Annotated in this window: 15 protein-coding genes; 11 read left to right on the top strand and 4 right to left on the bottom strand. The window is 66.3% G+C overall.

Annotated elements, in window-relative coordinates:
• Positions 1-169 precede the first annotated feature (169 nt).
• Positions 170-1,192, bottom strand: a complete 1,023-nt coding sequence (gene adhP, locus E8F12_RS18440) for an alcohol dehydrogenase AdhP (protein ID WP_280326655.1) — start codon at positions 1,190-1,192, stop codon at positions 170-172.
• Positions 1,193-1,467: 275 nt separating this feature from the next.
• Between adhP and purE the strand changes: the two genes are divergently transcribed.
• The 4 genes from purE (at position 1,468) to E8F12_RS18420 (ending at position 4,013) form a co-directional block, all read left to right on the top strand.
• Positions 1,468-1,959, top strand: coding sequence for a 5-(carboxyamino)imidazole ribonucleotide mutase (purE, locus tag E8F12_RS18435; RefSeq protein ID WP_151138478.1), 492 nt, complete (start codon positions 1,468-1,470; stop codon positions 1,957-1,959).
• A 3-nt stretch (positions 1,960-1,962) separates the two neighbouring features.
• Positions 1,963-3,048, top strand: a complete 1,086-nt coding sequence (locus tag E8F12_RS18430; protein ID WP_280326654.1) for a 5-(carboxyamino)imidazole ribonucleotide synthase — start codon at positions 1,963-1,965, stop codon at positions 3,046-3,048.
• A gap of 99 nt (positions 3,049-3,147) precedes the next feature.
• Positions 3,148-3,393, top strand: coding sequence for a GlsB/YeaQ/YmgE family stress response membrane protein (locus E8F12_RS18425; RefSeq protein WP_280292004.1), 246 nt, complete (start codon positions 3,148-3,150; stop codon positions 3,391-3,393).
• 86 nt (positions 3,394-3,479) lie between these two features.
• The gene (locus E8F12_RS18420) at positions 3,480-4,013 is read left to right on the top strand and encodes a DUF3299 domain-containing protein (RefSeq protein ID WP_280326653.1); all 534 of its coding nucleotides are present in this window, start codon (positions 3,480-3,482) and stop codon (positions 4,011-4,013) included.
• A 155-nt stretch (positions 4,014-4,168) separates the two neighbouring features.
• On the opposite strand, the gene E8F12_RS18415 is transcribed toward E8F12_RS18420, so the two are convergent.
• Positions 4,169-5,077 carry a D-hexose-6-phosphate mutarotase gene (locus E8F12_RS18415; protein ID WP_280326652.1) on the bottom strand — a complete coding sequence of 303 codons (909 nt, stop codon included), beginning with the start codon at positions 5,075-5,077 and terminating at the stop codon, positions 4,169-4,171.
• 356 nt (positions 5,078-5,433) lie between these two features.
• On the opposite strand from E8F12_RS18415, the gene E8F12_RS18410 reads away from it, so the two are divergent.
• Genes E8F12_RS18410 through E8F12_RS18395 form a run of 4 tightly spaced genes read left to right on the top strand, consistent with a single transcriptional unit; the run spans position 5,434 to position 9,675 of the window.
• A complete protein-coding gene (locus E8F12_RS18410) occupies positions 5,434-6,588 on the top strand; it encodes an efflux RND transporter periplasmic adaptor subunit (RefSeq protein ID WP_280326651.1) in 1,155 nt (384 codons plus the stop codon).
• A gap of 5 nt (positions 6,589-6,593) precedes the next feature.
• Positions 6,594-7,268, top strand: coding sequence for an ABC transporter ATP-binding protein (locus E8F12_RS18405; protein WP_280326822.1), 675 nt, complete (start codon positions 6,594-6,596; stop codon positions 7,266-7,268).
• Complete coding sequence (locus E8F12_RS18400) at positions 7,268-8,479, top strand: ABC transporter permease (RefSeq protein ID WP_280326650.1); 1,212 nt, start codon at positions 7,268-7,270, stop codon at positions 8,477-8,479. Before E8F12_RS18405 ends, E8F12_RS18400 begins: the two co-directional genes overlap by 1 nt.
• Positions 8,479-9,675: an ABC transporter permease gene (locus E8F12_RS18395; protein WP_280326649.1), complete on the top strand. Its 1,197-nt coding sequence runs from the start codon at positions 8,479-8,481 to the stop codon at positions 9,673-9,675. Before E8F12_RS18400 ends, E8F12_RS18395 begins: the two co-directional genes overlap by 1 nt.
• Before the next feature lie 170 nt (positions 9,676-9,845).
• Here E8F12_RS18395 and E8F12_RS18390 read toward each other — a convergent pair whose 3' ends face one another.
• Positions 9,846-10,250, bottom strand: coding sequence for an acyl-CoA thioesterase (locus E8F12_RS18390; RefSeq protein WP_280326648.1), 405 nt, complete (start codon positions 10,248-10,250; stop codon positions 9,846-9,848).
• A gap of 275 nt (positions 10,251-10,525) precedes the next feature.
• On the opposite strand from E8F12_RS18390, the gene E8F12_RS18385 reads away from it, so the two are divergent.
• On the top strand, positions 10,526-11,815 hold the full coding sequence (locus tag E8F12_RS18385) for an MFS transporter (protein ID WP_280326647.1): 1,290 nt from the start codon (positions 10,526-10,528) through the stop codon (positions 11,813-11,815).
• A gap of 146 nt (positions 11,816-11,961) precedes the next feature.
• On the opposite strand, the gene E8F12_RS18380 is transcribed toward E8F12_RS18385, so the two are convergent.
• Positions 11,962-13,266 carry a sorbosone dehydrogenase family protein gene (locus tag E8F12_RS18380; protein ID WP_280326646.1) on the bottom strand — a complete coding sequence of 435 codons (1,305 nt, stop codon included), beginning with the start codon at positions 13,264-13,266 and terminating at the stop codon, positions 11,962-11,964.
• Positions 13,267-13,425: 159 nt separating this feature from the next.
• On the opposite strand from E8F12_RS18380, the gene E8F12_RS18375 reads away from it, so the two are divergent.
• Complete coding sequence (locus E8F12_RS18375; RefSeq protein WP_280326645.1) at positions 13,426-14,397, top strand: phosphate ABC transporter substrate-binding protein PstS family protein; 972 nt, start codon at positions 13,426-13,428, stop codon at positions 14,395-14,397.
• Between the two features lie 515 nt (positions 14,398-14,912).
• Positions 14,913-16,898, top strand: coding sequence for an ABC transporter permease subunit (locus E8F12_RS18370; RefSeq protein WP_280326821.1), 1,986 nt, complete (start codon positions 14,913-14,915; stop codon positions 16,896-16,898).
• The last annotated feature ends 267 nt before the right edge of the window (positions 16,899-17,165 follow it).

The raw sequence follows: 17,165 nt of genomic DNA, 5'->3' as shown, positions 1-17,165 counted from the left end.
GTTGCTTGAATGTTTGTAAGGGAACTCGCTCGGAGACCGACGCGCTCGGGCGCGCAAGCTTGAAAGGGGGCATCGCCACGGGAAACCGCAAATCTTGTAGGAGCCAGCGTGCTGGCGAAGGGGGGAGGGCTGTTCGCCAGCAAGCTGGCTCCTACGGGTTCCGGGTTGCCTAGATTTCCACGACGATACGGCCTTCGATCTTGCCGGCGCGCATCTGGTCGAAGATGCCGTTGATGTTGTCCAGCTTGTCGCGGTGGATGGTGGCTTTCACCAGGCCTTCCTCGGCGAAGTCCAGGGCTTCTTGCAGGTCGGCGCGGGTGCCGACGATGGAGCCGGTGATGCTGATGGCCTTGAGCACCACATCGAAGATCGGCGTCGGGAAGTCCCCCGGCGGAAGCCCCACCAGGGCCACGGTGCCACCACGTCGCGCCATGCCAATGGCCTGGCCGAAGGCGCTGTTGGACACCGCCGTCACCAGCACCCCGTGCGCGCCGCCGATGTCCCGCTGGATGACTGCTGCGGGGTCTTCGTCGCGGGCGTTGATGGTGATGCCGGCGCCAAGCTTGCGGGCCAGCTCCAGCTTGGTGTCGTCCACATCGATGGCGGCCACGTGCAGGCCCATGGCGCGGGCGTATTGCACCGCCACATGGCCGAGGCCGCCGATGCCGGAAATGGCTACCCACTGGCCGGGCCGCGCGCCAGTCACCTTGAGGCCTTTGTAGACGGTGACGCCCGCGCAAAGGATTGGCGCGATCTCGGCGAATTCGACGTTTTTCGGCAGAACTCCGACGAAGTTAGGGTCGGCCAGCACATATTCGGCATAGCCGCCGTTCACCGAGTAGCCGGTGTTCTGCTGGCTCTCGCAGAGGGTTTCCCAGCCGGTGAGGCAATGCTCGCAGCAGCCGCAGGCGGTGTAGAGCCAGGGCACGCCGACGCGGTCGCCTTCCTTGACCCGTGTGACACCGGCACCCACCGCCGCCACGTAGCCCACACCCTCATGGCCGGGGATGAAGGGCAGGCTGGGCTTCACCGGCCAGTCGCCTTCGGCGGCGTGGAGGTCGGTGTGGCACACGCCCGAGGCTTCGATCTTCACCAGAATCTGCCCGGGGCCGGGCAGGGGAACCTTCACTTCCTCGATCCGTAGCGGCTCGCCGAAGGCGTGGACAACCGCAGCTTTCATGGTTTGGTTCATGGCTAGCACCTCCTTGGAAGAGGTTTACGATTCTGCGCCGCTACCTCTTGCGAGCATTGCGCTGGAGCAAAGTTTGGCCGCGTCCGCGAGCCTTGGAGCAGGGCACTGGACGAGCGGTAAGCGCAACTGCACGCCGGGCGCGGCTTTGCGTTATACTGCGCGGCCTTCGGCCGGCAGCGCGCCCCGCAGCCAGGCCCCCATCGCAGACAAGCCACGCCATTGCGTGGCTTGTTGGTTTTTGACGCGCCGTCAGGCGCACCACGAGAGGCACGACGATGAGCGCACTGGTAGGCGTGATCATGGGCTCCAAGTCCGACTGGAGCACCCTCAGCCACACCGCCGACATGCTGGAAAAGCTGGGCATTCCCTATGAAGTGAAGGTGGTTTCCGCCCACCGCACTCCGGACCTGCTGTTCCAATACGCCGAAGAGGCCGAAGGCCGTGGCATCGAGGTGATCATCGCCGGTGCCGGTGGTGCCGCCCACCTGCCGGGCATGTGCGCCGCCAAGACCCACCTGCCGGTGCTCGGCGTGCCGGTGCAGTCGTCCATGCTCTCGGGCGTCGATTCCCTGCTGTCCATCGTGCAGATGCCTGCCGGCATCCCGGTCGCCACCCTGGCCATCGGCAAGGCCGGTGCGATCAACGCCGCCTTGCTGGCCGCCAGCATCCTCGGCGGCAAGTACCCCAAATACCACGTGGCGCTGAAGGACTTCCGCCGCGAGCAGACCGACATGGTCCTGGACAACCCGGACCCGCGTGAGGCCTGAGTCATGAAGATCGGCGTAATCGGTGGCGGCCAGCTCGGCCGCATGATGGCCCTGGCGGGCACCCCGTTGGGCATGAACTTCGCCTTCCTCGACCCGGCACCGGACGCCTGCGCCGCCGCCTTGGGTGAGCACATCCGCGCCGATTACGGCGACCCGGATCACCTGCGCCAGCTGGCCGATGAAGTGGACCTGGTGACCTTCGAATTCGAGAACGTTCCGGCCGAGACCGTAGCCTTCCTCTCCCAGTTCGTGCCGGTCTACCCGAGCGCCGAATCCCTGCGCATCGCCCGCGACCGCTGGTTCGAGAAGTCCATGTTCAAGGACCTGGGCATTCCGACCCCGGATTTCGCCGACATCCAGTCCCAGGCCGACCTCGACGCCGCGGCCGCCAGCATCGGCCTGCCGGCCGTGCTCAAGACCCGCACCCTGGGTTACGACGGCAAGGGCCAGAAAGTCCTGCGCAAGCCCGAGGACGTGGCCGGCGCCTTCGCCGAGCTGGGCAGCGTGCCCTGCATCCTCGAAGGTTTCGTGCCCTTCACTGGCGAAGTGTCCCTGGTGGCGGTGCGTGCCCGTGATGGCGAGACCCGCTTCTATCCGCTGGTGCACAACACCCACGAGAACGGCATCCTGCGCCTGTCCATCGCCAGCACCGAGCATCCGCTGCAGGCGCTGGCCGAGGACTACGTTGGCCGTGTGCTGACCAAGCTCGACTACGTCGGCGTGCTGGCCTTCGAGTTCTTCGAAGTGGACGGTGGCCTGAAGGCCAACGAAATTGCCCCGCGCGTGCACAACTCCGGCCACTGGACCATCGAAGGCGCCGAGTGCAGTCAGTTCGAGAACCACCTGCGCGCCGTTGCCGGCCTGCCGCTGGGCTCCACTGCCAAGCTGGGCGAGAGCGCCATGCTCAACTTCATCGGCGAAGTGCCGGCTGTGGATAAGGTCGTTACTGTCGCCGACTGTCACCTGCATCACTACGGCAAGGCCTTCAAGGCCGGCCGCAAGGTGGGCCACGCCACGTTGCGCTGCGCCGACCGCGCCACCCTCGATCGCCAGATCGCGGCCGTGGAAGCGCTGATCGCCAAGGACTGACCGTCCGCCGGCCGCCTTCCTTCGGGAGGGCGGCCGATGGCACGAAAGACCCCGCACTACTAGGCTCAGGCATACCCCAACCACCTCGGAGGGAATGTCATGGGCATCATCGGCACCATCATCATCGGCCTGATCGTCGGTCTGGTCGCTCGCTTCATCAAACCTGGCGACGACAGCATGGGCTGGATCATGACCATCCTGCTCGGCATCGGCGGTTCGCTGGCGGCCACCTATGGCGGCCAGGCCCTGGGTATTTACCAGGCCGGGCAGGCCGCGGGCTTCATCGGCGCGGTGATAGGCGCTGTGGTGTTGCTGGTGATCTACGGCCTCGTCAGGAAAAGCTAGGCGCCGCCCAGTGGGGCTGGGAACCACTCGGGCGCGCGGTTAATCTTGGCACCAGACGTTCCTGCCCCGCTTCCACGAGTCATTCCATGCACCGTCTTGCCTGCCTGCTCCTGCTGTTCTGCTGCTCCCTCGCCCGCGCCGAACTCCCCGAAACCGACTGGCTTGAACTGATGCCGCCCGAGGACCGCAAGGCCCTCGAGGAAATGCCTGAAATCAGCCACGACAGCCCCGAGGCCGACGGCTCCTTCAGCCAGAAGGGTGGGCTCAGGCAGCAGAAGGACCTGCCGGCGGTGATGTATTCGACCCGGACGGTGGCCGCCCTGAATGGCAAGGAGATCCATATAGGCGGCTATCCGGTACCCCTGGAAAGCGATGCCAAGGGCCGTAGCACCCTGTTCTTCCTGGTGCCTTATCCCGGCGCCTGCATCCATGTCCCGCCGCCGCCGCCGAACCAGATAGTGCTGGTGCGCTACCCCAAGGGCATCGCCCTGGACGACATCTACGCGCCCATCTGGGTGGACGGCAAACTGAAGGTCGAGCAGGTCAGCAATGACCTGGCGGACGCCGCCTATGCCCTGGATGCGGGGCAGGTGAGGCTGGTGGAGGAGGAGGACCTGTGATCCTTCAATCTTTCCCGCAGCTTTAGCCCCTCTCGCTCCGAGAGAGGCTGGGGTGAGGGATGTTCCAGTCTTGCTCGGACTTCAAGGGCAGGCCTCCGGCCTGCTTGGCGAATGAATTCGCCCCTACAGAAAAGCCTGCCCCTGGCGTGCCCTGTTCACAGCGGTTTGCTGCTGACCTTCAGCTCCATGCGGTGCTCGTCGCCCGGTTTGAGCACCAGGAAATCATCCATCACCCGCGCGGTCTCGATGCAGAGCATGCCCTGCCAGGCGTCCCCGTCGAACTGGCTGAGGCGCCGGGACTTGTCGATCCAGGGGTTCCATACCACGGCCGAGGATGAGCCGCTGACGTCCAGCTCGATGCGACGCTTCCAGGTGCGGTCGAGGATGCTCATGCGCCGGGGCGTATCCAGGTAGATGCGGTCGGTTTCGCCGCTGAACCTGATATTTCCCTGCTGCTTGCGTTGCTGCCAGTCCTCCAGGGTCTCGATGTAGCGGCAGCCGTCCAGGCCCTCCACTTCCACTTCGCGGATGTCGCTGATCGCGAAATAGCTGTGCAGCGCCTGGCTCAGGGCCAGGGGCGAGTCGCCCAGGTTATGGGTGGAGAGCGTCAGTTGCAGTTGCTCGCCCAGGCGGATGTCCAGGCGCAGCTTCGCGGCATGGGGCCAGCCGGGCAGCAGCGGGCTGCGGCTGTCGAGGGTGAAGGCCAGGTGGACGGCGGGGCCGTCGGTGTCGATGTTCAGCAGTTCCCATTCGAGTTCGCGTACCAGGCCGTGGGCCGGGCAGATCGGTCCACCCTGGTGCATGCCTTGGACCTGCGCCGGATTGCGTCGCAGGTCGCCGAACCAGGGCCAGCACACCGGCACGCCGCCGCGCACCGCCTTGCCCTTTTGATAGCCGGCCTGGCCGCTCAGCCAGATCACCGGCTCCTCACCATGGGGCTGATAGCTCAGCACCTGTGCACCTTGCTGGGCCACCAGCAGTTCGGCGTGGCGGGTGTGCACTCGCCAGCAGACCAGTTCATCCACTACCAGCTGTTCCACGGTGGGCAGGGTTTCGTTGTACATCGCAGTCTCCGCTTGCTGTGCTTTCGAGTCGCCGGGGCGCCATCTGCTATTTCGAACCAGCATGGCAGACGCGGCAAGGGCTTTCACAGCATTCGACCAAGTACCGGTTTCCAGGTTGCGAGCGACCTGATTTTGACGCGTTCTCATTTGGCGCTCGCAAGTGCGAGGCCACTTGTCGGCATTTTGACATTGATGGTCAGGAGGCCAATTTCCAGGCCCAGTTGCGAGGTGTCGCTAAGGTCGTGATTTAAGGGCGTTCCTTGGGAAGGGGCCGGAGACAGCGGGACGTTGGTGCCGAAAGCAGCCATAGCGACCGACCTAGACTCTACTTAGCCACTCACAAGTGGAGCGGTTCCATGCGCAAGCTACTGATAATTATTCCTATTTTTGTCCCTCTGATGCTGCTGGCGGGATTCTGGGTGCGCCCCGACCCGATTCCCGTGCAACTGGTGGAAGTGGCCAATGGTGCGGTGGAAACCCTGGTGGCCAATACCCGTGCCGGTACCGTGAAGGCGTGCAGGCGTGCCCACCTTTCCTTCAAGACCGGCGGCCAGGTCAGCGAACTGCTGATCCACGCCGGACAACGGGTGCAGGCCGGCGACGTGCTCATGCGCCTGCGTCAGGACGACCTGGAGGCGCGGGTCGAAGAAGCCCGCGCGCGCCTCGACGCGCAGCGCAACCTGCGCGAGCAGAGCTGCAGCCAGGCCAGCCAGGACCAGCGCGACCTGCAGCGTCTCGATCGCCTGGCCGAACGCAAGCTGGCCGCCCAGGACGTGCTCGACCAGAGCGCCACCCGCGCGCGTCTGTCGCAGCTCTTGTGCAGTAGCGGCGAAGCGAAGATCCGCGAAGCCGAAGCCAGTCTGGACCTGCAGCGGGCACAGCTGGACCAGGCCACCCTGCGGGCGCCCTTCGCCGGCATAGTGGCGGAAATCAACGGCGAACTGGGCGAAGTGGTCACCCCGTCGCCGCCGGGCATACCGACGCCGGCGGCGGTGGACCTGATCGACGACCAGTGCCTCTATGTCGAAGCGCCCATCGATGAAGTGGACGCCGCCCTGGTGCGGCCCGGCATGCCTGTGCGCATCACTCTCGACGCCTTCCGCGGACGCAGCTTCGAGGGCCGGGTCAGCCGCATCGCGCCCTTCGTCCGCGAGCTGGAGAAGCAGGCGCGCACCGTCGACATCGAAGTGAAGTTCGAGCGGGTGCCTCGGGACCTGATGTTGCTCAGCGGTTACAGCGCCGATGTGGAAATCCTCCTGGCGCAGCGCAAGCAGGCACTGCGGGTGCCGACCGAGAGCCTGCTGGAGGGCGGCAAAGTGCTGCGTTATGACCCCAGCAACGGCCACTTGCATGAGCAGAAAGTGGAAATCGGCCTGGCCAACTGGCGCTGGAGCGAGGTCAAGGGTGGCCTGGCAGCCGGCGATCGGATCATCCCCAGCCTGGAGCACGAAGGCCTGGTCGATGGCAGCGTGGTCAGCCCCAGCGGCGAATCCGCGGAGCGCGCGCCGTGATCCTCATGCACCAGATCAGTCGTTGCTTCCAGCTGGGCGAGCAGCGGGTGCGGGGCGTCGATTGCCTCGACCTGGAGGTGGCTGATGGCGAGTACCTCGCCGTCACCGGCGTTTCCGGTTCCGGCAAGTCCACTCTGCTGAATATCCTCGGCCTGCTGGATGCGCCGGACAGTGGCGAGTTCTGGCTGGACGAGGAAGCAACCGCCTGCCTCGGCGAGGAACGCCGTGCCGCCCTGCGCAGCCGCCTGATCGGCTTCGTCTTTCAGTCCTTCCACCTGATCCCGCGGCTGACCGCCTTCGAGAATATCGAGCTGCCCATGCTCCTGGCCGGCATCGATCCCGCCGAACGGCGCCGGCGCGGCCTGCATCTGGCCGAGCGCCTGGGGCTGGGCGAGCGCCTGCGGCACCATCCGGCCGAGCTGTCCGGCGGCCAGCGCCAGCGGGTGGCCATCGCCCGCGCCATGGTGATGCAGCCTCGGCTGCTGCTGGCCGACGAGCCCACCGGAAACCTCGACAGCCAGTCCGGCGCCGAGGTGGTGGACCTGCTGGAGGAGCTGAACGCCGAGGGGCTGACCCTGATCCTGGTCACCCACGACGCCCAGCATGCCGCCCGCGCCCGCCGCCAAGTGCAGATGCGCGACGGGCGCATCTTCTGTGATCGCCGCCAGGGTGCGGCCTGATGGATCCGCTGGACGCCTGCCAGCTCTGGTTCGGCGCCCTGCGTGGACACCGATCGCGCAGCGCCATGCTCTTGCTGGCCATCGCCATCGGCGTGTTCGCCGTGACCCTGCTGGGTGGCCTGGGGCAGGGTGCACGGGCCTATGTGCTGGGGGAGTTTTCCCTGCTCGGGCGCGACATCCTCATCGTCCTGCCGGGGCGTAACGAGACCACCGGCGGCATGCCGCCCATCACCGGCATGGCTCCACGGTCCCTGACCCAGGCCGACGCCGCGGCGCTCGGCCGCCTGCCGGCGGTGCGCCGGGTGGCGCCGCTGCATGCCGGGCAACTGGAGGTCAGCCGCGACAACCGCAACCGCGAGATCTTGGCCCTGGGCACCACCCGCGCCTTCTTCGCCATCCGCCAACTGCATCTCGCCCAGGGGCGCGCGCTGCCGGAGCTGGAGCCGGGGCAGGCGGAGGAGGTCTGCGTGATCGGCAGCCGCCTGCGCCGCGACCTGTTCGGCAATGCTCCGGCTCTGGGCCAGTGGCTGCGTGCCGGCGACCGGCGCTTCCGGGTGGTGGGGGTGCTGGATGAGCGCGGCGAATCCCTGGGCATGGATTTCTCCGAGGCGCTGATCATCCCGGTGGCCAGCGCCGAGGTGTTGTTCGACCGCGATGGGTTGTTCCGCGTCTTCGTCGAAGTGCGTGGCCCCAGCTACATGGCCAGCGCCCGGCGGCAGGTACTGGCGACCCTCACGGAGCGGCACCAGGGTGAGGAAGACGTCACCCTGCTCAGCCAGGATTCGATGCTCGCCGCCTTCGACGGCATCCTCGACGGCCTGACCCTGGCGCTGGCCGGCATCGCCGCCATCAGCCTGCTGGTGTCCGGCATCCTGATCATGAACGTCACCTGGATCGCCGTGCTACAGCGCACCGCCGAGATCGGCCTGCTCAAGGCCATAGGCGCCAGCTCGGCCCAGGTGCGCCTGCTGTTCCTCGGTGAGGCGGCGCTGCTGGCGCTGCTCGGCGCCGGGCTGGGGCTGGGGCTGGGTGAGTTGCTGCTCTGGGTCGGAAGGCTGGCCAGCGACCTGCCGCTGTATGCGCCCTGGTGGGCGCGCCTGGGCGCACCGGCCTTGGCCCTGGGCGCGGCGCTGTTGTTCGCCTGGCTGCCGGCCAACCACGCTGCGGCCCAGGCACCGGTGCAGGCGCTGCGCCCGCAGGGCGGCCGCTGATGCGCTGGCGCGACGGCCTCGCGCTGTGCGGCTCGGCCCTCACCAGCCAGCCCCTGCGCAGTCTGCTGACCCTGCTCGGGGTGGCCATCGGCATCGCCGCGGTGGCGCTGCTCACGGCCATGGGCGAAGGCCTGCGTGATCGGGTGCTGGACAGCTTCGCCCAGTTCGGCACGCGGGTGGTCACGGTGCGTCCCGGCACCCTGCCCACCGGCGGTATCGGCGGCATCCTCGCCAGTGCGCGGCCGCTGTCCATCGCCGACGCCGATGCCCTCGGCCGCCTGCCCCACGCGGAGTCCGTGGTGCCCATCATCCAGGGCAATGGCGATATCCAGGCCGGTGCCCGCAAGCGGCGGGTGGACATACTCGGCAGCGGCTCGCAACTGGCCGCCGCCTGGCGCGTGCGCATGGCCCAGGGGCAGTTCCTGCCGCCCTCGCGGGACGGCCGTACGCCACCTTATGTAGTGCTGGGCTCGAAGTTGGGAGAGGAACTGTTCGGGAAGGCCAACCCCGTGGGCCAGCGCGTGCGGGTGGGGGGCATGAGCTTCCGGGTGATCGGGGTGATGGCGAGCAAGGGCAACCTGCTGGGTTTCGATCTCGACGATATCGCCTACATACCCGTCGATTGGGCGGAGAGCCTGTTCAATCGCGTTGGCCTGGTGAAGATCCATGTGCTGTTCGACCAGAGCACCCCGGCCGAGGCTTTCGCCGGGCAGGTGCGCCGGCTGCTGGTGCAGCGGCATGGTCGCGAGGACTTCCGCCTGACCTCCCAGAGCGACCTGCTGGGCAGCCTCAACCGGATACTTGCCACCCTCACCCTGGGCATCACCGCCCTGGGTGGCATTTCATTGCTGGTGGGGGCGGTGGGCATCCTCACCATCATGACCACCACGGTCGGCGAGCGGACTGCCGAGATCGGCCTGCTCCGAGCGGTGGGTGCCGCGCCGCGCCAGGTGCTGGCGCTGTTCCTCGCGGAGGCGACGCTGCTCTCGCTGCTGGGCGGCCTGCTCGGCCTGCTGGTGGTCGGCGTGCTGCTGGTGCTGCTGCACTGGCTGGTGCCGGGGCTACCCCTGAGCCTGAGCCCGCTGCTGGTGCTGCTGGCGCTGCTGCTCTCGGCATTGGTGGGAATAGGCGCTGGGCTGGCGCCGGCGCGGCGCGCGGCGAAGCTGCATCCGGTGGATGCGCTGCGGCTGGAGTAGAGGTCTTTCGTAGGTTGGGCTGAGTTCGACGAAGCCCAACGAATGCGTCTCCGGGCTCCGCGTTGGGCTTCGCTTCGCTCTGCCCAACCTACGAAACGAGATCCGGGTCAGGGTTTCGGGAGCGAATCAAATCGCCAAAGGGGCGCGTAGCGGCCCCTGTGAAAAAACCCTCAGCCGCGCCGCTGCGGGACCGGGCGGGTGCGGCCGCTGCCGTCGATGGCGACGAAGACGAACACCGCCTCGGTAACCTTGCGCCATTCGCTGGAGAGCGGGTCGTCGCTCCAGACTTCCACCAGCATCTGGATCGAGCTGCGGCCGATCTCCAGGGTCTGGGTATAGAAGGAGAGCTGGGCGCCCACGGCCACCGGCACCAGGAAGGCCATGCGGTCGATGGCCACCGTGGCCACGCGGCCCGCGGCTACCTTGCTGGCCATGGCGGTGCCCGCCAGGTCCATCTGGGATACCAGCCAGCCGCCGTAGATATCACCGAAGCCGTTGGTTTCCCGCGGGAGCGCGGTGAGCTGCAGGGCCAGGTCGCCTTGCGGGGTGAGGTTTTCTTCTTCTATGTCGATCATGCCGGGACTGCCTGTTTCGTGTGTGTGGCGCCGATGCCTGGAAAGGGGCGATGCCCCGCTCCTCCCTGTGCGCCAGCCGACCCACTGCATGCCGACCTGCGCTGAACAGCGCGCAGTATATAGCCACCGGGCGCCACGAGACGACCGCCGCAGCGCGCCGCCGGCGGTTTTGTGGCTGACACTGTGTACATTTAACGCTTTTTGCTATGTTGCCAAGCGATTTTCCGCCCACGTAGCGGCAAACGTCCTGCCCGCCCCAGACGAGATTCCCTAACATGGCTTCCGTGCTCGCCTCCGAGGCGCCCGCCTCGCGTCCGCTGACCCGCAGCGACTACAAGACCCTGTCGCTATCCGCCCTCGGCGGCGCCTTGGAGTTCTACGACTTCATCATCTTCGTGTTCTTCGCCGCGGTGGTGGGCAAGCTGTTCTTCCCTGCCGAGATGCCGGAATGGCTGCGCCAGCTGCAGACCTTCGGCATCTTCGCCGCCGGTTACCTGGCGCGTCCCCTGGGCGGCATCGTCATGGCGCACTTCGGCGACCTGCTGGGGCGCAAGCGCATGTTCACCCTGAGCATCTTCCTGATGGCGGTGCCCACCCTGGTGATGGGGCTCCTGCCCACCTACGCGCAGATCGGCATCTGGGCGCCGATCGCGCTGCTGTTGATGCGCGTCGTGCAGGGCGCGGCCATCGGCGGCGAAGTGCCGGGTGCCTGGGTCTTCGTTTCCGAGCACGTGCCGACGCGGTATATCGGCTACGCCTGCGGCACCCTGACCTCGGGCCTCACCGCCGGCATCCTGCTGGGTTCGCTGATGGCGACCCTGATCAACAGCCTCTATACCCCCGCCGAAGTGCTGGACTGGGCCTGGCGCTTGCCCTTCCTGGTGGGCGGCGTATTCGGGTTTTTCGCCGTCTACCTGCGCCAGTGGCTGCATGAGACCCCGGTGTTCGCCGAGCTGCAGCAGCGCAAGGCACTGGCCGACGAGGTGCCGTTGAAGACCGTGCTGCGCGGTCATCGCGGTGCCGTCGTGCTGTCCATGTTGCTGACCTGGGTGCTGTCCGCCGCCATTGTGGTGGTGATCCTGATGACCCCGACCCTGCTGCAGACGGTTTACGGCTTCGAGGCCGCGACCGCGCTCAAAGCCAACAGCCTGGCCATTGTCCTGCTGTCCATCGGCTGCGTCGCCGCGGGCGTGCTGTCCGACCGCTTCGGCGCCGGGCGTGTCCTGCTGATCGGCGGCCTGCTGCTGGCGGCCAGCTCCTGGACCTTCTACACCAGCCTCAAGGCCAACCCGGACTGGCTGTTCCCGCTCTATGCGCTGACCGGCCTGTTCGTCGGCACCATAGGCGCGGTGCCCTATGTGATGGTCAGGGCCTTCCCGGCGGTGGTGCGCTTCTCCGGGCTGTCGTTCTCCTACAACCTGGCCTACGCCATCTTCGGCGGCCTGACGCCCATGGTGGTGTCGCTGCTGATGAAGTGGGACAGCCTCGGGCCGGCGTACTACGTCGGCACGCTGTGCGGTGTGGCGATGCTGATCGGGTTATTCCTGATCGGGAAGAAGCGCTGATCGGCGAGCGGACGTAGGAGCGAGCTTGCTCGCGAACAGCTCCGCGCAGTGCTTCGCGAGCAAGCTCGCTCCTACAGTTTCATGCCCGCACAACAACCGGCAGCCCTGCGTTGGGCTTCGCTTGGCTCAGCCCAACCTACGGCGGCTCACTTCTTCGCCGCACTCACCCGCCAGACCTTGTTGCCCACATCGTCGGTCACCAGCAGGGCGCCCTTGCTGTCCAGCTTCACGTCCACGGGCCGGCCCTGGGCGTTGCCTTGTTCGTCGAGGAAACCGGTCAGCACGTCCACCGGCTCGCCGTTGGGCTTGCCGCCCTTGAAGGGCACGAAGATCACCTTGTAGCCACTGTGGGGCCTGCGGTTCCAGGAACCATGCTGGCCGACGAAGAGACCGTTCCTGAAGTTCGGCAGCTTGCTGCCCTTGGCGAAGGCGATGCCGAGGGACGCGGTGTGCGGGCCCAGGGCGTAATCGGGCACCAGGGCCTTGGCCACCAGGTCCGGGCGTTGCGGCTGGACCCGATCGTCGACGTGCTGGCCAAAGTAACTGTAGGGCCAGCCATAGAAGCCGCCATCCTTGACCGAGGTGATGTAGTCCGGCACCAGGTCGCTGCCCAGTTCGTCGCGTTCGTTCACCGCCGTCCACAGCTTGCCGGTCTGGGGTTCCCAGGCCAGGCCGTTGGGGTTGCGCAGGCCGGTGGCGAACAGACGCTTGTTGCCGCTGGCGCGGTCCAGTTCCCAGATGGCGGCGCGGCCTTCCTCGGCCTCCATGCCGTTCTCGCCGACGTTGCTGTTGGAGCCGACGGTGATATAGAGCTTGCGGCCATCACGGCTGGCGATGACGTTCTTGGTCCAGTGGTGATTGAGGCCGGCGGGCAGGTCGGTGACCTTGGTCCCCGGCTCGTTGATTTCAGTGGTGCCTTTTACATAAGGAAAGCGCATCAGGGCGTCGGCGTTGGCGACATAGAGGTCCTTGCCCACCAGCACCATGCCGAAGGGTGAGTTGAGGCCCTTGAGGAAGGTGCTGCGCAGGTCGGCCACGCTATCGCCATTGATATCCCGCAGCAGGGAAATGCGGTTGGCGCTGGGCACCTGGGAGCCGGCACGCTTCATGAGGAATCCCGCCGCCCAGCTCTTGATGCCGGCCGGCTTGTCGGTGCCCGGCGCGGCGCTTTCGGCCACCAGCACGTCGCCATTGGGCAGCACGTAGAGCCAGCGCGGATGCTGCAGGCCCTCGGCGAAGGCATTCACCCGGGTGCCGGCGGCGGCCACTGGCATGGTGCCCGGCGCCCAGCCGACGACGGGGGCGACATTGACCGTGGGGATGAAGGTCTTGTTCGGTGCGGGCAGTTGCGGATTGGGTCCGATACCGTCCTCGACCCGCAGCGTGGCCTGTTCGCTGCACGCTGTGCACAGCGCCAGGAGGGCGATGGGCAGCAGGGGGTGGCGCTTCATGGGGATGTCTCCAGGTGGTTTTTCGAGCTTGATCCACCCTTGGACAAGCGATGGTGGCCATTCATCCAATTGTCACAATCAATTCATAGAGTGGTCATACGGCCTCTCGATACTGGCCCCCGTAGCATTCAACCCCCTCGTCCTGCTTAGGAGCAAGGCATGAAACTGAAGCGTTTGATGGCGGCCCTGACCTTCGTCGCCGCCGGCGTTGCCACCGCCAGCGCGGTCGCCGCTGTCGACCCGTCCATCCCGGCCTACCAGAAAACCACTGGCGTGTCCGGCAACCTCTCCAGCGTAGGTTCCGACACCCTGGCCAACCTGATGACCCTGTGGGCCGAGGCGTACAAGCGCGAGTACCCGAACGTGAACATCCAGATCCAGGCCGCCGGTTCTTCCACCGCGCCGCCGGCTCTGACCGAAGGCACCGCCAACCTGGGCCCGATGAGCCGCAAGATGAAGGACGTCGAGCTGCAGGCCTTCGAAGAGAAGTACGGCTACAAGCCGACCGCCGTTCCGGTGGCCGTCGACGCCCTGGCGATCTTCGTGCACAAGGACAACCCGATCAAAGGCCTGACCATGCAGCAGGTCGACGCGATCTTCTCCGCCAACCGCCTGTGCGGTGGCACCAGCAACATCAAGACCTGGGGTGAGCTGGGCGTGACCGGCGATCTGGCCAGCCAGCCGATCCAGCTGTTCGGTCGTAACTCGGTATCCGGCACCTACGGCTACTTCAAGGAAGAAGCCCTGTGCAAAGGCGACTTCAAGGGCAACGTCAACGAGCAGCCGGGTTCGGCTTCCGTGGTGCAGTCCATCAGCCAGTCGCTCAATGGCATCGGCTACTCCGGCATCGGCTACAAGACTTCCAGCGTGAAGACTGTGCCCCTGGCCAAGAAGGAAGGCGGCGAGTTCGTTGAAGACAACGAGCAGAACGCCCTGAACGGCAGCTACCCGCTGTCCCGCTTCCTGTTCGTCTACGTGAACAAGGCGCCGAACAAGCCGCTGGCTCCCCTGGAAGCCGAGTTCGTGAAGATGGTGCTGTCCAAGCAGGGCCAGGAAATCGTCGTCAAGGACGGTTACATCCCGGTCCCGGCGAAAGTCGCCGAGAAGACCCTGAAGGAACTGGGCCTGTAATCCAGGCCGGATAAGGGAGCGGCGGCCAGGTGCGCGCCGCTCCGCAAGGACGCAAGGGTGACGGGAGACCCCCGTCGCAGAAGCCCGCCCGAGGCCTCCTCCGGGCGGGCTTCGCCACGTCAACTCGCTGTAATCTTTCTGTCACACGAAGACCGTAGGCTGTGCGCCCATCGTAAAAGCCCGCGCGCTGACTGTGGCAAGAGCCCGAATCCATGACTGACCTGGCCAACTCCCTCACAACTTCGAAGAACCCTCCCGCCCGCATTGACTTCAACACGCCGGCGATGCAGCGCAAGCGCAAGATGCGCGCGCTGATGGACCGCCTGACCCACTGGTACGTGCTGGTTGGCGGCCTCGCCGTGCTCGGGGCCATCACCCTGATCTTCTTCTACCTGGCCTATGTGGTGGTGCCGCTGTTCCAGGGCGGCGAACTGACGGCGCGGAAGGTGCAGAATCCGGCCTGGCTGCAGCAGGACGCCGGCAAACCGCTGCTGCTGGCGCTCGAAGAACAGAACATGGTGGGCATGCGCGTCGCCGACAAGGGCGAAGTGCAGTTCTTCTCGGTGAAGGACGGCAGCCTATTGAAACGCCAGCAACTGCCGCTGCCGGCCGGCGTCAGCGTGGCGTCCATCGGCCAGGACCAGCCTGGCAGCCCGCTGGTGGTGCTGGGCCTGTCCAACGGCCAGGCGCTGATCTTCAAGCACAGCTACAAGGTCACCTACCCGGACAACAAGAAGACCATCGAGCCCCAGGTCAGCTTCCCCTACGGTGATGCGCCCATGGCGCTGGACGCCCAGGGCCGCGCCCTGGAGCACATCGCCCTCAGCATCAATGACGAGACCCTGGTGCTGGCCGGCTCCACCGGCAACCAGCTGCACGTGCAGCAGGTGGTCAGCGAAGAGAACATGCTGACCGGCGAGACCACCCAGGAGCAGAGCAGCGTCGAGCTGCCGCAGATGGTCGAACCAATCAAGGCCATCTACATCGATCCGCGCCACCAGTGGCTCTACGTGCTCAATGGCCGTGCCCAGGCCGACGTCTTCAGCCTGCGCGAGCACGCCCTGAACGGCCGCTACAAGCTGCTGGAAGACGGCGAGCGCGAAGTCACCGCCAGCAACATGCTGCTGGGCGGCATCTCCCTGATCGTGGGCGACTCCAAGGGCGGCATCGCCCAGTGGTTCATGGCCCGCGACCCGGACGGCTCCTCGCGCCTCAAGCACATCCGCGACTTCCAGCTGGGCACCGCCCCGGTGGTGCAGATCACCGCCGAAGAGCGCCGCAAGGGCTTCGTCGCCCTGGACGCTACCGGCCACCTCGGTGTGTTCCACAGCACCGCCAACCGCACCCTGCTGGTGGAACCGGTGACCGATGGTTCCGGCCTGTTGGCCCTGTCGCCGCGCGCCAACCGCGTCGTGGTCGAGGAAGGTGGTCAGCTGATGCCTTTCCGCCTCAGCAACCCGCACCCGGAAGTGTCCTGGAGCGCGCTCTGGGGCAAGGTCTGGTACGAGAGCTATGACGAGCCGAAGTACGTCTGGCAGTCCACCGCCGCCAACACCGACTTCGAGCCCAAGCTGAGCCTGGCGCCGATGACCTTCGGTACCCTCAAGGCAGCTTTCTACGCCATGCTGCTGGCCGCTCCGCTGGCCATCGCCGCGGCCATCTACACCGCTTACTTCATGGCGCCGTCGATGCGCCGCAAGGTCAAACCGGTGATCGAGCTGATGGAAGCACTGCCGACGGTGATCCTCGGCTTCTTCGCCGGCCTGTTCCTGGCGCCCTATGTAGAAGGCCACCTGCCCGGCATCTTCAGCCTGCTGCTGCTGACCCCCATCGGTATCCTGCTGGCCGGCTTCATCTGGAGCCGCCTGCCCGAGTCCATCCGCCTGCGCGTGCCGGACGGCTGGGAAGCGGCCATCCTGATTCCGGTCGTGGGTCTGGTGGGCTGGATCGCCCTGGGCATGAGCCCGATGCTGGAGAGCTGGTTCTTCGGCGGCGACATGCGCCTGTGGATCAGCAATGACCTCGGCATCACCTACGACCAGCGCAACGCCCTGATCGTCGGCCTGGCCATGGGCTTCGCGGTGATCCCGAACATCTTCTCCATCGCCGAAGACGCCGTGTTCAGCGTACCCCGCAGCCTCACCTACGGCTCCCTGGCCCTGGGCGCCACGCCTTGGCAGACCATGACCCGCGTGGTCCTGCTCACCGCCAGCCCGGGCATCTTCTCGGCCCTGATGATCGGCCTCGGCCGCGCCGTGGGCGAGACCATGATCGTGCTGATGGCCACCGGCAACACCCCGGTGATGGAAGTGAACATCTTCGAAGGCATGCGCACCCTGGCCGCCAACGTGGCGGTGGAAATGCCCGAGTCGGAAGTCGGTGGTACCCACTACCGTGTGCTGTTCCTCTCGGCCCTGGTACTGCTGACCTTCACCTTCATCATGAACACCCTGGCCGAGCTGATCCGTCAGCGCCTGCGCAAGAAATACGCATCTCTTTAAAAGCGCGCCTCAGCAGAGGCGCATCTGATGACCCTCTCCCTTCAGGGAGAGGGTGGTCCGAAGGACCGGGAGAGGGAAGTCTGGCCTTGCGCCGATACCCCTCTCCCCAGCCCTCTCCCCAGGGGGAGAGGGAGCGGTTGGTTGACCCTCTCCCTTCAGGGAGAGGGTGGTCCGAAGGACCGGGAGAGGGAAGTCTGGCCTTGTGCCGATACCCCTCTCCCCAGCCCTCTCCCCAGGGGGAGAGGGAGCGGTTGGTTGACCCTCTCC

The organism is Pseudomonas sp. BN102, assembly GCF_029871245.1.
In the GTDB taxonomy this organism is placed as follows: Bacteria; Pseudomonadota; Gammaproteobacteria; order Pseudomonadales; family Pseudomonadaceae; genus Metapseudomonas.
The sequence above is the reverse complement of the archived record's forward strand: the minus strand, read 5'-3'. Positions and strand labels throughout refer to the sequence as shown.

Bases quoted from the DNA above. Each gene is read 5' to 3' on its own strand.
- E8F12_RS18370 (WP_280326821.1), top strand. From the start codon at position 14,913: ATGGTGGGCATGCGCGTCGCCGACAAGGGCGAAGTGCAGTTCTTCTCG.
- E8F12_RS18425 (WP_280292004.1), top strand. From the start codon at position 3,148: ATGGGCATCATCGGCACCATCATCATCGGCCTGATCGTCGGTCTGGTC.
- purE (WP_151138478.1), top strand. From the start codon at position 1,468: ATGAGCGCACTGGTAGGCGTGATCATGGGCTCCAAGTCCGACTGGAGC.
- E8F12_RS18430 (WP_280326654.1), top strand. From the start codon at position 1,963: ATGAAGATCGGCGTAATCGGTGGCGGCCAGCTCGGCCGCATGATGGCC.
- adhP (WP_280326655.1), bottom strand. From the start codon at position 1,192: ATGAACCAAACCATGAAAGCTGCGGTTGTCCACGCCTTCGGCGAGCCG.
- E8F12_RS18400 (WP_280326650.1), top strand. From the start codon at position 7,268: ATGGATCCGCTGGACGCCTGCCAGCTCTGGTTCGGCGCCCTGCGTGGA.
- E8F12_RS18375 (WP_280326645.1), top strand. From the start codon at position 13,426: ATGAAACTGAAGCGTTTGATGGCGGCCCTGACCTTCGTCGCCGCCGGC.
- E8F12_RS18395 (WP_280326649.1), top strand. From the start codon at position 8,479: ATGCGCTGGCGCGACGGCCTCGCGCTGTGCGGCTCGGCCCTCACCAGC.
- E8F12_RS18410 (WP_280326651.1), top strand. From the start codon at position 5,434: ATGCGCAAGCTACTGATAATTATTCCTATTTTTGTCCCTCTGATGCTG.
- E8F12_RS18415 (WP_280326652.1), bottom strand. From the start codon at position 5,077: ATGTACAACGAAACCCTGCCCACCGTGGAACAGCTGGTAGTGGATGAA.
- E8F12_RS18420 (WP_280326653.1), top strand. From the start codon at position 3,480: ATGCACCGTCTTGCCTGCCTGCTCCTGCTGTTCTGCTGCTCCCTCGCC.
- E8F12_RS18405 (WP_280326822.1), top strand. From the start codon at position 6,594: ATGCACCAGATCAGTCGTTGCTTCCAGCTGGGCGAGCAGCGGGTGCGG.
- E8F12_RS18390 (WP_280326648.1), bottom strand. From the start codon at position 10,250: ATGATCGACATAGAAGAAGAAAACCTCACCCCGCAAGGCGACCTGGCC.
- E8F12_RS18380 (WP_280326646.1), bottom strand. From the start codon at position 13,266: ATGAAGCGCCACCCCCTGCTGCCCATCGCCCTCCTGGCGCTGTGCACA.
- E8F12_RS18385 (WP_280326647.1), top strand. From the start codon at position 10,526: ATGGCTTCCGTGCTCGCCTCCGAGGCGCCCGCCTCGCGTCCGCTGACC.